Below are 16509 nucleotides of genomic sequence, written 5' to 3' on the forward strand. Positions count from 1 at the left end.
TCGAATTGCAAATACCAATCTCAATTAATCCCTAACAGACGGATTTGATTAAGCCGTTTTTACGCATTGTAAAATATAAGTCACACAAAAACCATTGTAAACCATATACTCAAATCCGGAGTATAAACGAATATTTATACAATAGAAGAATGAAAACGGATAAGAAATCCTTTGTTTTTTGACACAAAATCCCTTTTACCTACAGACACCGGCCGCCATCTCGCAACGGGATACCCGTTGGTTTCCATTCAGTATCCCGTCAGCTTCCGTTTAGTATCCCGTTGGCTTCCGTTCAGTATCCCGTTGCAAGGCAATCGGCTGCCGAATGAAGCATAAAAAACAATCATCCGAAAACAAAAAAAGGCTTCCGACACCATATGTCGGAAGCCTGATGCCACTGCCACATACAGACGGCAGAGATACACCAAACGTGCATTAATATGTAAACAGGCATGATACCGGTGGCGAACTGTCAAATATCACAGTCGGCAAAAACCGCATAAATATGCAATTCATGACTACAGGCAAGCAGAGAACATTATCGGTTTTGTAAATATTTATCATCGCTTCAGCATTTAAATTGATTTCAACATGCACAAATTTAATATAAAAAGTACGTCAAAACAAGCCTCATTACGATACACTTAGCGATATAACCGGATAAAAAATATGCGGATGAACAAAAAAAGATTACTTTCGCTGTAGTTTTTCCAACGTTCTTGCGACTAACGTGCAGAACGATTTCAATAAAATCAACATGATGAAAAAGAACGAGAAGGAATTTGAGCGGATGGTACACACGCACAAGAGCACGATTTACACCGTCTGCTACATGTTTTCCAAAGACCAGGACGAGGTGAACGACCTCTTTCAAGAGGTACTCATGAACCTGTGGATAAACTTCGACACGTTCCAAGGACGCAGCGACATAAAGACATGGATATACAGAGTGAGCCTCAACGTATGCGTATCGCTGGACAGGAAGAAACGGAAAACCGTCCGACGTGTACCGTTGCGGATAGACATGAACCCGTTTGAAGATACGGACAACAACTCGCTGCAAATGGAAATGCTAAGGAAACGGATAGCGAGACTCGGACCGTTCGATCGCGCCGTCATCATGCTGTGGCTCGAGAACATGAGCTACGACGACATCGGGGCCGTGATGGGAATAAGCGCGAAGAACGTATCGGTCAAACTGTACCGAATAAAGGAACAGCTCAGGAAAATGAGCGACGAAGCCGAGAGGAAATAAACGGGACGGCAATAATAATAAAACGATATTTAAAAAACAACAATAACTTAAAACGTGCGACAATGGAAAATAATATCATCAACAACAACGAAATGGAGCAACTCAAAAAGCAGCTCACCATATTCAAAGAGAAACTGGACAAGCAGACAATCGTAAGCGACAAGATGTTGCGCGAGGCCACGCACTCGAAAATCATGTGGATAAGAAACATGAACAGGTATATCAGCGTGGCTTGCGTGGTGCTGATACCGATGCTCTACTCTCTCTTCAACAAGATAGGAATGCCCATAGGAGCGAGCATCTTCATATTCCTGTTAATGATTTGCGAGGCAGTATATAACTTCATCAATACAAGAGGCATGAAAACACTGGCCGCGGGCAACCTGATAGAGGCGGGCGAGTGGCTGATAAGGTTCAAGCGCAACGAGAAATTGCAGATGATGATAGAGATACCCGTCATTATCGTATGGCTGATATGGATATCCTTGACATGTTTTTCGCAATTTCTGGCCGGAGCCTTAATCGGCAGTGCAATAGGCCTTGGTCTCGCTTTCTGGATGCTATCCAAAGAGTTACGGTACATCAAAGAGATAACCGAGACAATAGAAGAATTCAAGAGCAATATCGAAGAATAAAAACACTTAGCTCGCTTAACGGACTGAACTACCCGTGCGGGCAGGCGGAAACAATAATGCTTTCGCCTGCCCGCAAACTTTATCTCCGCATTTAGGATAAAAGAATATCTGCTTTAAACAGCCCCATGATTTATGTTTATCCGACTGCCATATTCCGCAAAACGCATAAGTTTTTAATCCTAAATTCCCTATTTCTTTGCATAGTTCCGGAATGAATTACAAACTTATTATGATATTTTTGGGAATCGAAGAATAAAACTGATACAATGATATCAATAATTCGGGTACGAATGAATATTATATTGGGCAAAACCGGTATCTATAACGCCTTGACGTATTCCCACAGCTTGCGGTAGAACGGGTGGCGGGTCATGGTAGGCACGCTGCCGAGGACTATGAGTTTCATCCGGGCACGGGTGATGGCTACGTTCATGCGACGGAGGTCGCGCAGGAAACCGATCTGCCCCTCGTCGTTGGAGCGAACAAGCGAAATCAGTATCACATCGCGCTCCTGCCCCTGGAAACCATCAACAGTATTGACGGAAACCGAACGTCGATAAGGCTTGAAAAACTCGCTTTTGGCTATCCGCCGACGCAGATACTGCACCTGGGCACGATACGGCGAGATGACACCCACGTCTATCCGCTCGTCGATAATGCGCTGCCGGCCTATCCTTATGAAATAATCTTCGAGCGTTTTCAATGTCAGTTCGGCCTCGGCCTTGTTGATACGGCCAAAGTTCTCGCCGACAAACTGTTCCTTGAACGACACGTCTTCCGCCAGGTCGCCATACTCCGACGTGTCTACCCACTCCATGGGCACATCCAGGTCGAGTATGCCGCGATACCTGACATCGGGCGCCGCCTCTACCCCACCGCCGTAAAACCAGTCGCTCGGAAAACGCATTATATCCTCATTCATGCGATACTGCATGCGCAGAAGAGTCACCACATCGGGCTTCCGCTCAACGATGCGCTCCATGAGGGTCTTGCCCAAACCCGCTTTCAGGGCGGCTATGCTCTTCACCGTGGGCGGAAGCTGGCAGTGGTCGCCGGCAAATATCACACGGCCGGCACGACGGATGGGTATCCAGCATGCCGCCTCGAGCGCCTGGGCGGCCTCGTCTATGAAAAGAGTGGAGAACTTGGCGCCGTCGAGCAGACGGTTGGCGCTGCCCACAAGCGTGGAAGCCACAACCCGTGCCTCGGCGAACAGTTCGGCGTTGATGCGTATCTCTATCTCCGTGGCACGGCTTTTGAGGCTTTCCAACTTGCCGTGCCACCGCTCATCGCCACGCCGGCGGTTGGCACGCAAGTCGCGGATGGCCTTGCGTATGCTCCAAAGCTGCGGGTAATCGGGATGAGCCTCAAAACGCCGCTCGTATGTGAAAGACAGCATCTTGTCGTTGACCTTGGTCGGGTTGCCTATCCGCAAGACATTAACACCACGGTCGACGAGTTTCTCCGATATCCAGTCTACGGCCATATTGCTCTGCGCACAGACGAGCACCTGGCTCTCACGCCGCAGCGTCTCGTATATGGCCTCCACGAGAGTGGTGGTCTTTCCCGTGCCCGGAGGACCGTGAACCACGGCCACGTCTTTCGCACGGAGCACGTTGTTGACGGCCTGTTCCTGCGTGGCGTTGAGATAAGGGAAGCGCAACGGGGAGAATGTGAGCGTCTCGGCTTTCTGTCTTGAATAAAAGAGGTCGCGCAGATAGCCGAGCCGTCCTTTGCCGCGCATGACCCGGTCGAGAGCGGCGAACATCGTGCGGTAGCTCGTCTCGTCGAACGACAACTGCAAGCCGGCATTCCCGGTTCCTTGCAAGTCGAGGATATTCGTTCCATCGGGAACGGTCACCACCATGCGGTCGCCGTCCACATAGCTCACCGTACCGGTCACACCATGCTTTATCCGGGTATTCTTCGCGCTTCCGCCACAGCTTTTTTCTTTTCCGGCGGCATTCCCGTTGTCTTCAACCGTGAAGAAAACAACGGGACGTCCGCACTCGAAATTATGCTCTATGTCGATGTCGGCTAGCCGGAAGACCTCTACGGCAAGTTGGTTGAGAGAGTTGTAATAACTGCGTGCGACACGCAACGGGAACCACGCATCGCCCCTCTTTACTATGCGCCGAAGTCCCATCTCGTCCGTCTGGCGGCGAAAAGTCTCCTTGTCGGCATTGTATTCCATTTCGAGCAACAACCGCTGCCGCTGCAGTTCGAGTAATGGTGATGTCGTTTCGGCCATGTCATTCCTTATAATCAAGTTTCACCACTATCACACGTATCTTCTGACTGTCACCGTCTGTCTTTATCTTTGCGATGTGCCAGTCTGACGGGAAGAAGACAAAGAACTTATCGGTAGCGGAGTCGTAGAACCGTGTCTTGTCCGGATCGTATCTGTAATGTATCACGTCGGGACGGTACTTGGTGTTCGGTTCGCTCGTGTTGTGGTCGATGATTCCGAATCGTTCAGTGCCTTTGACAACATATTGGAAGTCGACATGGTGGTAATGGCTCTCGCTGCGGCGCTTGGCAAGCTCTCCGTTCTCACTGTCTTCCACGCTTGTCACAAGTTCCGTACCCTCTATCGGGTGCTTGCCGGCGGGAATGGCGAGCAGGTCCGTTGAGGCAAGCCAGCGGAACATGGCTTCCCACTGGTCGGTATTCTTGGCATATTGCTCGTAAAATTCCACCGAGTTTACAGTCTCGTGAGGCGCGGCAGCGGTAAAACCGTTGCGCCATTTTCCTTTCTTCACCCACTTGGCGGCTTTCTTTTGAAGCACCTTGTCATTGCATTCACGGGTGTAAACGCCTTGGCCGTAGGCCGTAAAAGAAATCAATATGACGATTGTCAATGTCAGTAGTTTATTCATTTTGCCTGATTGTTTATTTGATTTGTATATATGCGAAAACATTTAAATTTACCCTACAGTAAGTGTTTATCAGCGTTACCCAAAGCACTTATTTATAAAAGGAAGCATTTATTTACTTAAAAGGAAGCGCTTATCCACTTAATAAGGAACTGCTTGTTTCCTACGCAAAAAGAGTTTATCCCATCAACAGGACTCATTTATCCCTTTAATAGAAATCACTTATCGGCCAGCGAAAGCATAATTATCGTTTTCCGAACATACAAAGGTAATAAAAAAAATCGTAACTTTGCCGTCATGACAGACATTATTCACCCTCTCGACACTACGATAGAACCACCCGGACGGTTTACCTTCCCATTCTGCTATGAGCCTCACAAGCTGTGCATAACGGCCGTCAGGGAGGTACAGGATTATATATCGGCAAGCGATATTAAGGCGTTTGCCGACGAGGGAAAGATGTTCGGAGTCCTTGTTGTGAAGCAAGGGGAGCGGCTTTATTATCTCGCGGCCTACTCCGGATTGCTCGACGGGCGCAACGACCTGCCGTTTTTCGTGCCGCCTGTGTTCGATGCCCAACACCCCGACGGAACATTCAAAAGGCGTGAAGCGGAAATCACGGCGGTAAACAAGCGGGTGACCGAACTTGAAAACAACGAGAAGAGACTGTCGTTGCTTGCCAAACTGGCTGACATTAAGGCCAAAGCGGTCGCCGAGGAGGATGGGTTCAGACATAAAATGCGACAGGCAAAGGCCGAAAGAGACGCGCTACGGAATGCCTGTCCCGACGGGCTGACGCAGGAAGAGGAAGGCAGATTGATACGGGAAAGCCAATATCTGAAGGCCGAACTGCGACGGATAAAGCTCCGTCACGCAGCGGCAACAGCCGCAACGGAAAAGGCCCTGGCCGTTTTTGATAACGAGATAGCCGCTCTCCGCGAACGGCGGAGACGCATGTCGGATGAATTGCAGGCATGGCTGTTCTCCCAATTCAAGATGCTTAACGCCCGTGGAGAATGCCGTGACCTCACGGATATATTCAAAGAGACTGCCGGACGGGTACCACCGGCGGGTGCGGGAGAGTGCTGTGCGCCCAAACTGCTGCAGTACGCATACGCTCACGGGCTGCATCCCGTATGCATGGCTGAGTTCTGGTGGGGCGCGTCACCCAAGTCGGAAGTGCGCCACCACGGCCGCTACTACCCGTCATGCCGCGGCAAATGCCTGCCGATACTCACCCACATGCTGCAAGGACTCGATGTGGATGATGACCCGCAGGCCGCCGACAACCATGAAACGGCCGACATAATATACGAAGACGGGCATATTGCCGTAATATGCAAACCGGCCGGAATGCTGTCTGTTCCCGGCAAGACGAACCGCCAATCGGTGCTCGACATTATGCGTGAGCGATGCCCCGACGCCACCGGCCCCATGATAGTGCATCGTCTCGACATGGCGACCTCGGGACTGTTGGTTATAGCAAAGACCGAAGCGGCCTACCGCAACCTGCAAAAACAGTTTCTTACGAGAAGCGTAAAGAAGACATACGCCGCTCTGGTAGATGCCGAACTGACCGGCAGCGGCCGCATTTCGCTGCCGCTACGCCCCGACACGCTCAACCGTCCGATGCAGATTGTAGACAAGACGAAAGGCAGACAAGCAATAACAACATGGCGTGCGGTGGCAACAAAAGACGGAACAACACTTCTCGAACTGCATCCCGAGACAGGACGCACACACCAGCTGCGTGTACATTGCGCCCATCACGACGGTCTCAATGCTCCGATAACAGGCGACGAACTGTACGGACACAAAGCCGGGCGTCTTTTTCTGCACGCCTGCCGGCTCGAATTCACCCACCCTGCCACCGGGAAACGCATGATATTCGAGCGCAAAGCGGATTTTCAACATTTATAAACAAAACATCAACTAAAAAGAGATAAAATAAAACAATAGTGCTGTCTTACAGAGCCTTATCACGCTGTGGGACGGCTTTTTTTACTATATTTGCACCGTACAAGGCACGCAGGGAAACGTGAGGCGGGCACACAAAAGATACGGTCATTATATCAGAACCAACTCATTATCACATATAAACCAAGTTATTATCAACTATTCAAAAAACTTTTAAGCCATGAATATCAACAAAGTACATGCAAGAGAGATACTCGATTCAAGGGGAAACCCGACTGTCGAGGTTGAAGTGACCCTCGAATCGGGCATCACAGGAAGAGCGTCTGTACCGTCGGGAGCTTCCACCGGAGAACACGAAGCACTTGAACTGCGCGACGGAAACGAAAGACGTTATTGCGGAAAGGGTGTGCTGGAAGCCGTGAAAAACGTGAACAACATCATCGAACCGGCACTGATAGGGCTATCGGCGCTGGAACAGCGCACCATCGACGAGGCGATGATAAAACTCGACAGCACACCGGCCAAACTGCTGCTCGGAGCCAACGCCATACTCGGAGTGTCGCTCGCGGTGGCCCATGCGGCCGCAAACTACCTCCGTCTGCCGTTATACAGGTATCTCGGCGGAGCGAACGCATACGTCATGCCGGTACCGATGATGAACATAATAAACGGCGGAGCACACTCCGATGCCCCCATAGCCTTTCAGGAATTCATGATACGCCCCGTGGGCGCAAGCACCGAAAGAGAAGCGATAAGGATGGGAGCGGAAGTGTTTCACGCGCTCAAAGCCCTGCTGAAGCACCGCGGCCTGACCACGGCGGTAGGCGATGAGGGCGGGTTCGCCCCGGCACTTAACAGTATCGAGGACGCTCTGGACTGCATCATGATTGCCATCAGCAATGCCGGCTACGCTCCCGGAACCGACGTCACGATAGCCATCGACTGCGCGGCGAGTGAGTTCTCGGTGATCGAAAACGGCAAGTTCTACTACGATTACAGCAGGCTCAAAAACGGCATGCCGAAAGAACAGCACGGCAAGAAGCTCAGTGACGAGGAGCAAATAGCGTATCTGGAACGCCTGATAACCAAATATCCGATAGACTCCATTGAAGACGCACTCGACCAAAACGATTGGAACGGATGGGTAAAACTGACCAAAGCCATCGGCGGACAGTGCCAGCTGGTGGGCGACGATCTCTTTGTCACCAACGTCGAGTTTCTCGGCAAGGGCATAGAGATGGGAGCGGCAAACTCCATTCTCATAAAGGTAAACCAGATAGGGACGCTCACCGAGACACTCGATGCCATCGAAATGGCTCACCGCCACGGCTACACAACCGTGATAAGCCATCGCTCGGGAGAGACTGAGGATACCACGATTGCCGACATTGCCGTGGCCACAAACTCAGGACAGATAAAAACCGGCTCGCTGAGCCGCACCGACCGCACGGCCAAGTACAACCAGTTGATAAGGATCGAGGAAAAGCTCGGCAAACAAGCCCTCTACGGCAGAGAGTAGAAGACTGCCATGAATGACGGAAAAAGAAAAACTGTGTCAAACTGAAACAACAGCCTGGCACAGTTTGTTTTTTTTATGATCCCGGTATTCCTAAAGCACTATAAGAACGCCGCAACCCAAGAAATCGGAGACAAGCCTCAGAACTTATTGAACCGCTCTATGAACCGGCGTCGGAAGAAGCTTCCCACCTTCACATATCCGATATTTTCGAAAGGCGGATAGAAACAGCATACATTGTCTTTCACCTCGAAGAGATAATCGATATTGATGATATATTTCTGGTTTACCTGTCTGAAGCGGTTGTCGATAGACAGTATCTTGTCGTTTGTCATATTCCTTTTAAGCCTTATCGGGGTTTTGCATCCCGCCACCACAACTTCCCACGAGCGCATCTCGTGATTATACTGGAACACTCCTATATCCTTTATCTTCACCATCCTGAAATCCACCGAGTTGGTATAGAATATGAAAGTGCCCTCATCCGGCTTTTTCATGCCGTCCGCAAGCCTTGCTCCACGCCTGTCCCTCTTCTCCGTCAGCCGCTGCATCACTATCTCCAACTCGTCCGAATCCACCGGCTTCAGAAGGAAATCAAATGCTTGCTGCCTGAACGCCGACAGCATGTAATTATCGAAAGCGGTGCATATCACCACATCGCAGTCAACCCCACCGCCGTTCATCGTAGCGAGAAAGTCAAGCCCCGACATGTCAGGCATTTCCACATCGAGAAATAGCACGTCCGGTTCAAGTTCCTCCACCAGTCTCAGTCCGCTCTCGCCTGTCAGCGCCATGCCCACTATTTCCACATCGGGAAAATTGACAAGAGCGTCCGACAGGGACTCTATCGCCGGTTTGTCGTCATCAACTATTATTATTCTCATACTCATATATCAGTTTCGTTTTGTTACATCCGCCTCACTCACGGCCGCACATCGGCCGGTATCGTAAGCCTTGCCTCGCACCCAGCCGTATTTCCGTCACCATCCGTCAGGTTTGATATGTCGAACCTCATAAAGTTCCGCTTTCTCCTTTCGTTTATAATGCGTATGGTATGGCGTATTATGTCAAGCCCGGTCCTTGTCCTGTCGCTACGCACACGGCTCATGTCAAATCCGTTGCCGTTGTCGGCTACCGTGACAACAGTACAGCCGGGCAGTGCATCCACCTTTATAATCAGCCGCTTTGTCCCGTCTTTCCCTTTCAGGCCGTGCTTTATTGAATTTTCCACCAGTATCTGCACAAACATGGACGGCACGCTGATTTCCGAAAGCGTCCCATCGTCGGGCACTTCCACCGTAAATTCAAAATCATCGCCCAATATGGGCTTTTCGATATCAACGTAATACTTTACGAAATTAATCTCGTCGGCAAGACTGATGAACATGTTTCTCGACATGTCGAGATCCGCTCTCAGCAGTTTCACGAGCATCATCAGCCTCTCACGCTCTTCCGCACGCATGGTATGCATGTGATTGTTCAGCACGTTGAACATGAAATGCGGCGATATCCTGTTTCTAACGTTCGCCAGCCTGAGATACATCATGTCCATCTCCGTACGCAGCTTACGCTTGTATGTGTATGTGCCCCAGAGCATTGCGACCACCAGCGTCAGCACCACTATCGCCGCCACCACGCCCCACATGTTCCTAAGCTCGATATCCTTGGCGTTCATCTCAATGGCATGATGCAGCAACAGCGTGTCCTCCTTGAGTCTCTGCATGATCTCCGAAGCCCTCATGTGGCTGCGTGCCTCCTCTATCGAGTCGCTCACGCGCATCTCGTCCTCGAGACTTCTCAGGGCCGCTTTCCATCCGCCCGTACTCTCATGATACAGCCTCATGTACTTGTTGCGTATCCCCACGAGCGCATGATCACCCGGAGCGGCAAACTTCTCCGACGCGATTATCTTCCCAACCTCATGCGGCCGTCCTGCCTTCACCGCCAGTGCGATGCGTATCGAGTTGGCGTAATACATTCCCGCATACACACTGTGGCCGGCGAAAAACCGCTCAGCCTGCGCCACATACTCCTCGGCTTTCAAATCGTCGCCAAGGTTCAAGTACACATCGGCAAGGTTCACACGGCACGTAGCCATTGCCATTCCGTCGTTTCCGTATTTGTCAAGCATGCTTTCCAGTCTGAGGAACACTTTGAGCGCCTCACCGTAATCTTTTCTGTAATAATAGTAATTGCCGAAATTATTTAGATAATAAGCCTGCATGTTCGGTGCCATGAGGTCGTAGTATCTGCTCGTCTCCTGATAGTAGCGCAGCGAAGAGTCATAGTCTTTGAGCTGCATGTATATGTTGGCAAGTCCGAGATAGAGGGTAATGTTTTTCGTGTCGGGCATTTTCAGCGAATCGACAAGAAACAGCGCCCGCCGATACCAGGCGGCCGCCTGTGCCATGTCGCTGATTTGCGCATAGGCATCCGCAAGGTTAGCGCAGATCTCGGGGAGACTTCCCTTATTGTCGCTCCTCATCATCAAGTCGTAAGCCTCGGTGTGAAGGCCTATCACCTCATCGTGATTTTTACGGTACATGTGGCTGTAGTCGGCTTTCAATTCAAGGGCGAAAGCCTTTATTCCGTTCACCGCCGGCCCGGGCTTGCGACCATCCGCGAAATCGAGCGTACGGTCGATGTACGGCAACATGGAGTCGGGAGTCTGCGACAGATAGTAATATCTCGCGTATCTCAGGTAATATCCATACCATGTCAGGCTGTCAACGGCAGATGCCATGCCGCCCGCTATCATTGACAATGATTTTGGCGACATGGCATCTATCGAGTCGTCAAGAGTCCTCAACCGTCTTCTTGTCTCCTCACTGATGTGCCCCGTGTCATCGTTTCTCCCGCAACCCACCGTGAGAAACATCAGTATACCCGCTATATATAATAGTTGTCGCATCTTTATTATTATCGTATTCAGTCGACAAGGCTACGCAAGTCGAGGACAAAGACAGTGCAAGTCGAGTGTAATGAAACTCGTTTCAAATTACCGAGACGCAGCCTGTCTGATGCAAAGATAATAAAAAAATCAACAACGGGAAGATGCAATGGAATACTTGCCGATAAATAGTGATTAAACGACGAGCATACAGTCACATTCGTTTTGACACATCAGAATGTCTCACCTTCAAGCGGCCAATTTGGCGACGGTGTGCGCATGGCTTTCATCTCCTCGTCAAACCGTTTCACCATCTCCGGATACTTGTCGGCCAGATTGACACGTTCCTCCGGGTCGTCTTTCAGGTTGTACAGTTCGAGCGGCCTGCCAGGCTTTATTGTCACGCACTTCCAGTCGCCCCGACGCGCGGCGCGCTGCTTTCCAGGAAACTCCCAGTACAACAGCCTGTCGTCCGTATCCGCCTCTCCGCCGTAGAACAGCGGCAGTATGTTCATGCCGTTGAGCCTCTGCGGCAGTGCGGACGTCGCTCCGGTGAGAGCGGCGAACGTGGGCATGATGTCGGGGAAATAAACAAGGTTTTCAAGCTTGCGTACCGGCACACGCCCAGGTTGGTTGACAATCATTGGCACACGGATGCCGCCCTCATACAACTGTGCCTTGCGTCCCCGGAAGCCCGCATTGCAATTAAGCTCGGCAATCGGTGCCTGCACGGCCGCCCCGTTGTCAGACGCGAATATCACGAGAGTATTTTCCCTCAGCCCCATTTTGTCAAGCTCGGCAATCAGCCTGCCTATCGCCTCGTCCATGTGGGTAATGAGGGCGGCATACCGCTTGGTGTCGGCCGACCAGTCGTCCCGGTCGTCATACCACACGGTGTTGTCGATGATATAAGGCTCGTGCGGCGCGTCGTATGCCAGATAAAGGAAAAACGGGTTCTCCCTGTTGCGTCGGATGAACTTGATGGCGTCTTCGGTTGAAAGATCCGTGTTGTGCTTCACATGCCGGTCGTGCGCATTCTCGTCTATCGTTATCAGACTGTCGCCCGCAAACCTATAATACGGATAATAATAAGGCGAGTTTGAGTGAACCGTGCTTATCGTCCATCCGTAGAACTCATCGAAGCCACGATGGTTTGGAGCCGACAGCGGGTCGTACCCGTCGAGATGCCACTTGTTCACCAGACACGTGCGGTAACCCGCCGCGCCCACCACCGTGGCCAGAGTAGTGTCCGTAGGCAACAGGTTTGCCCGGCGTATATACGTGGTATCGCCTTTCGGCGAAATCTTTATCCCCTTTATGCCGCCGGCCGTGCACGTGTTGTCCCTGATCGTGGTATTGCCTGTGTTCTTTCCGGTCATAAGGGCGCAACGCGACGGGGATGATATTCCGCTGCCCGCATAGCACTGTGTGAAGGTGGTGCCGGTGGCCGCCAGCCGGTCTATGTTGGGTGTCTTCACATGCTTGCTGCCGAAACACGAAAGGTCTCCATATCCCATATCGTCCGCAAGTATGAAAATGATGTTAGGCCTGTCCGGAGTGGCCTTCGGGCTGTTGTCTGCCGCCTGAGAGGCTGCCGGAACGACGCTCAGCGCAGCCATCATGCCGCCCAGGCGAATGTCGTTTTTCTTCATATAATAAGTTGTATGTTTTAGTAATCAACAGTTTTTTCCGCTTATTCAAAGACAGCGCAAACAGAGAGCCGCGAAACATGTCTCAAATCTTCCGACACGCACGTCATCCTGGGTCAAGGTGTAGCCTGTCTTATTGCAAAGATACGAATTTTTCCGATACCGGATGTCATTTATCAAAAAAACATCGGCACGTCAATATGCCGGCGCCATAAAATGTAAACAAAACATCAGCCAACAATATACTGCCGCCAACCGAATATTTATGCGCATAAAGATAATATTTATGCAAAACGAAAACGACACACGGCTATATCCACTTTGTTTTTTGACAGAAAACAGACAATGAGCACGCCAGCCGTCCGCCCGGTTGAGACAGGTACCCCGTTGCTTTGCGTTTGGATACCGGTTGGGTCGCGTTTAGACGCTAAATGCGACCCAACCGGTATCCAAACGCAAAGCAAAAAGCACCCCGATACGACACGAAATATAACAAAAAAGCTCCCGACGCAATGCGTCGGGAGCCTGACTGCATGTATGCCGCCAGAGCTGCGGCATACACCGATACGATATTAATATGTAGGCAACTACTTCTCTACCGGCCGTTTATCAGAAATCAAAGTATCGTCAGACTGCATAAAAATACACTTCCGGCGTATCACACCCATATGCCCATGCTTTATTTTGTAAACATTTATCATCATTCCAACGTTTAAATTAGTTTCAACACGCAACAAATTTAACATAAAAAGCAAGTCGAAGCAAGCCTCACCGCGATACACTTCCATATACACCACGATATTTTAACAATGCTTTACGGCACGCATAAACAACCAAACGTAATATGGTTACATTTTTCTGTAATGCGGGTTGCGGTGTTATCGGGATTTATTCGCTACCTTTGCAAAAACCATTATGCCTGGAATTCGGGCAGTAGGAACAAACAAAAACATTGGAACGATGGACAACCTGATTACGATTAGTTCGATAGACGAGTACAACAAGAGTCAAGGATTCGAGACACGGCATCCGCTCGTGACCGTGGTCGACCTCAACGGCACCGATCCCGGCCCCGCCGAGGTGACATACCGGTACGAGGTATACGCCCTGTTTCTCAAACAGACATACTGCGGCGACATCACCTACGGCCGCCAACCGTATGACTATCAGGAGGGCACCGTGACGAGCTTCGCCCCGGGACAGGTGGTGCATGTGAAGCATCTGCCCGACTTCAGCCCCAACGCCATCGGCCTGCTGTTTCATCCTGACATCATCCGCGGCACGTCGCTCGGCAGAGAGATAAAACAGTACTCGTTTTTCGACTACTCGTCGCGGGAAGCCCTGCACCTGTCGGAAGAAGAGAAAGGGATATTCAAGGACTGTCTCCGAAAAATCAACGACGAACTGGAACGCCCCATAGACAAGCACAGCCGGAAACTGATATGCCGCAACATCGAGCTGCTGCTCGACTACTGCATGCGCTTCTACGAGCGGCAGTTCATCACCCGCAACGAGGCGAACCGCGACATACTGACACGGTTTGAGGACGAACTGAACGGCTACTTCCGAGGCAGCACGGCACGGCGCGACGGACTGCCGTCGGTAAAGTATTTCGCCGAGCGGTGCTTCCTGTCGCCAAACTACTTCGGCGACCTGGTGAAGAAAGAGACGGGCCGTACCCCGCAGGAGTTCATACAGACGAAAATCATAGAACTGGCGAAAGACGAACTGCTGGGCACCAAGAAATCGGTAAACGAAATATCGTATGACCTCGGATTCCAGTACTCGCAGCACTTCACGAGATACTTCAAGCGCGGGGTGGGCAAGACACCGAGCGAATACAGGAAGGAAACGGTCTGACGCACGTAAGATGGGATACATAACGGAGACATCCACAGTCTGTGGATGCAACTGTCTCTTCGGCGAAGAGACACGACACCCGCTTGTCGGCGTGGTATGTGCCGACGGACAAGACAAGGTTTTCAGGTGCGGTGATTGTTATTCGGTGATGATGGCGTCTTTTCCTGACGGCGGGCGGCATCTCGGACGCATGAGATGCGATTTCTCATACGCCACAATGCAGTTTCGCAGGCCGGGAAAGACCGTTTCAACGAAAAACGCGGACAAGGCGGCAATACTCCTGTTCCACCCCGACATCATTAGCAGTACACCACTCGGACTGGCATTAGGCAGACATACATTCTTCGGATATGCCGGAGACGAGGCACTGCACCTGTCTTTCCATGAGGCGGAAACAGCGCAGCGGTGCATAGACGGAGTGAAGAGCGAACTGCGTCACGGAGTGGACAAGTTCAGCAAGACACTGATATGCAACCATATCGAGACGCTGCTCAATTACTCGGAACGGTTTTATGCACGGCAGTTCATCACGCGACACGATGTCAACACCGCGCTGATAAGCCGCATCGACAAGGCTATCGACGAATACATGGCGGCAGGACTGGCGGCAACAGGCACGATGCCGACAGCACAAGACATGGCACCCGGCCTGAAAGTATCGGCGGCATATCTCGACGACTTACTGCGTCACGAGACAGGCAAGCACACCGCGGACTATGTAAGCCTGCACCGCATAAAGACCGCCAAGACCATGCTTATGGACCACGGCCTCACAACAGCCGAAATATCGGCCGCACTCGGTTTTTGCTCGGAAAGCTGTTTCAACGCCTTTTTCAAAAAAATCACCGGTCACGAGCCGGAAGAATACCGGAAAACATAGCCGGAACATTTTTTCACACACTTTGCAACCGGATTGCACAGACGTTTCATTACCTTTGCACAAAAACATGGAAGAAATGAAACAACAAGGCAACCATAACGGACACAGTCACGCACACGGCGGACACGTACATGTACACGCCCCGCGGACGATAGACAGGATTTTCATATTCTGCATACTCATCAACCTGCTTTTCGTGGCAGTAGAAGCTGTGGTGGGACTGGCGGAGAACTCGCTTTCGCTCCTATCCGACGCCGGACACAACCTGAGCGACGTGTTCTCGCTCGCACTCGTGCTTGTGGCTTTCAGGCTGTCGAGGGTCCACTCCACAAAAAGATTTACCTACGGACTGAAAAAGAGCACCGTACTCATATCGCTGCTCAACGCAATCATTCTGCTCGCCGCCGTCGGGGCGATAGTGATAGAGAGCGCGCACAAATTCTACGAACCGACAGAAGTGAACGGCGCGGCAGTGTCATGGACAGCCGCCGCCGGGATTATCATCAACGGACTGACTGTAATCCTGCTCATGCGGGGACAGAAAAACGACATCAACGTGAGAGGAGCGTTCCTGCACATGGCGGCCGACACGCTGGTATCGGCAGGTGTGGTGGTGTCGGGCATGGCTATAAGCATGACAGGATGGTACGTGATAGACCCGATTGTGTCTATCGCAATAGCCTTGGTAATACTCGCGTCGACATGGCGCCTGCTATCGGAAAGCCTCAGACTGTCTCTCGACGGCACACCGGAAGGCATAGACACAGAGGCGATAGAGAAGATGATAAGGGACAGACACAACGTTAAGGACGTGCACCACATACACATCTGGGCCATAAGCACCACTACAAACGCACTGACGGCACATGTCGTAACAAGCGACATCAATGCCATAGAGCAGACGAAAACCGACATAAAAAAAGTCCTTGCCAAAGCCGGGATAACCCACACCACACTCGAATTCGAGACAGAAAACTGCCACTGCAACGGCTGCTGAGAACACACGCCCGAGGTCACAAAGAGTCGACGGG

Annotated in this window: 12 protein-coding genes; 7 read left to right on the forward strand and 5 right to left on the reverse strand. The window is 51.2% G+C overall.

Annotation, left to right across the window (positions count from 1 at the left end; translation table 11 throughout):
• Positions 1–760 precede the first annotated feature (760 nt).
• Positions 761–1255, forward strand: coding sequence for an RNA polymerase sigma factor (locus tag HPS53_RS07540; RefSeq protein ID WP_104368425.1), 495 nt, complete (start codon positions 761–763; stop codon positions 1253–1255).
• A gap of 62 nt (positions 1256–1317) precedes the next feature.
• Positions 1318–1890 carry a hypothetical protein gene (locus HPS53_RS07545; RefSeq protein WP_172205454.1) on the forward strand — a complete coding sequence of 191 codons (573 nt, stop codon included), beginning with the start codon at positions 1318–1320 and terminating at the stop codon, positions 1888–1890.
• A 319-nt stretch (positions 1891–2209) separates the two neighbouring features.
• On the opposite strand, the gene HPS53_RS07550 is transcribed toward HPS53_RS07545, so the two are convergent.
• Both HPS53_RS07550 and HPS53_RS07555 read right to left on the reverse strand, forming a co-directional pair.
• Entirely contained in the window at positions 2210–4141 is a 1932-nt protein-coding gene (locus HPS53_RS07550) for an AAA domain-containing protein (protein ID WP_172205456.1), read from the reverse strand.
• A 1-nt stretch (position 4142) separates the two neighbouring features.
• On the reverse strand, positions 4143–4769 hold the full coding sequence (locus HPS53_RS07555) for a YhcH/YjgK/YiaL family protein (protein ID WP_172205458.1): 627 nt from the start codon (positions 4767–4769) through the stop codon (positions 4143–4145).
• A gap of 294 nt (positions 4770–5063) precedes the next feature.
• On the opposite strand from HPS53_RS07555, the gene HPS53_RS07560 reads away from it, so the two are divergent.
• A complete protein-coding gene (locus tag HPS53_RS07560; RefSeq protein WP_172205460.1) occupies positions 5064–6686 on the forward strand; it encodes an RluA family pseudouridine synthase in 1623 nt (540 codons plus the stop codon).
• Between the two features lie 217 nt (positions 6687–6903).
• Entirely contained in the window at positions 6904–8202 is a 1299-nt protein-coding gene (gene eno, locus HPS53_RS07565) for a phosphopyruvate hydratase (RefSeq protein WP_104369209.1), read from the forward strand.
• A 137-nt stretch (positions 8203–8339) separates the two neighbouring features.
• On the opposite strand, the gene HPS53_RS07570 is transcribed toward eno, so the two are convergent.
• The 3 genes from HPS53_RS07570 to HPS53_RS07580 all read right to left on the reverse strand — a co-directional run bounded on the left by HPS53_RS07570 (position 8340) and on the right by HPS53_RS07580 (position 12741).
• The gene (locus tag HPS53_RS07570) at positions 8340–9089 is read right to left on the reverse strand and encodes a LytTR family DNA-binding domain-containing protein (protein ID WP_216651901.1); all 750 of its coding nucleotides are present in this window, start codon (positions 9087–9089) and stop codon (positions 8340–8342) included.
• Between the two features lie 32 nt (positions 9090–9121).
• The gene (locus tag HPS53_RS07575; RefSeq protein WP_172205464.1) at positions 9122–11110 is read right to left on the reverse strand and encodes a histidine kinase; all 1989 of its coding nucleotides are present in this window, start codon (positions 11108–11110) and stop codon (positions 9122–9124) included.
• Positions 11111–11322: 212 nt separating this feature from the next.
• Entirely contained in the window at positions 11323–12741 is a 1419-nt protein-coding gene (locus tag HPS53_RS07580; protein ID WP_104369206.1) for a sulfatase-like hydrolase/transferase, read from the reverse strand.
• 957 nt (positions 12742–13698) lie between these two features.
• Between HPS53_RS07580 and HPS53_RS07585 the strand changes: the two genes are divergently transcribed.
• The 3 genes from HPS53_RS07585 to HPS53_RS07595 all read left to right on the forward strand — a co-directional run bounded on the left by HPS53_RS07585 (position 13699) and on the right by HPS53_RS07595 (position 16475).
• A complete protein-coding gene (locus HPS53_RS07585) occupies positions 13699–14598 on the forward strand; it encodes an AraC family transcriptional regulator (protein WP_104369149.1) in 900 nt (299 codons plus the stop codon).
• Positions 14599–14608: 10 nt separating this feature from the next.
• Positions 14609–15478 (forward strand): AraC family transcriptional regulator, encoded by an 870-nt coding sequence (locus HPS53_RS07590; protein ID WP_172205466.1) that lies wholly within the window; start codon positions 14609–14611, stop codon positions 15476–15478.
• Between the two features lie 76 nt (positions 15479–15554).
• A complete protein-coding gene (locus HPS53_RS07595; RefSeq protein ID WP_172205468.1) occupies positions 15555–16475 on the forward strand; it encodes a cation diffusion facilitator family transporter in 921 nt (306 codons plus the stop codon).
• The last annotated feature ends 34 nt before the right edge of the window (positions 16476–16509 follow it).

The organism is Prevotella sp. PTAC, from assembly GCF_013166535.1.
Classification (GTDB): Bacteria; Bacteroidota; Bacteroidia; order Bacteroidales; family Bacteroidaceae; genus Prevotella.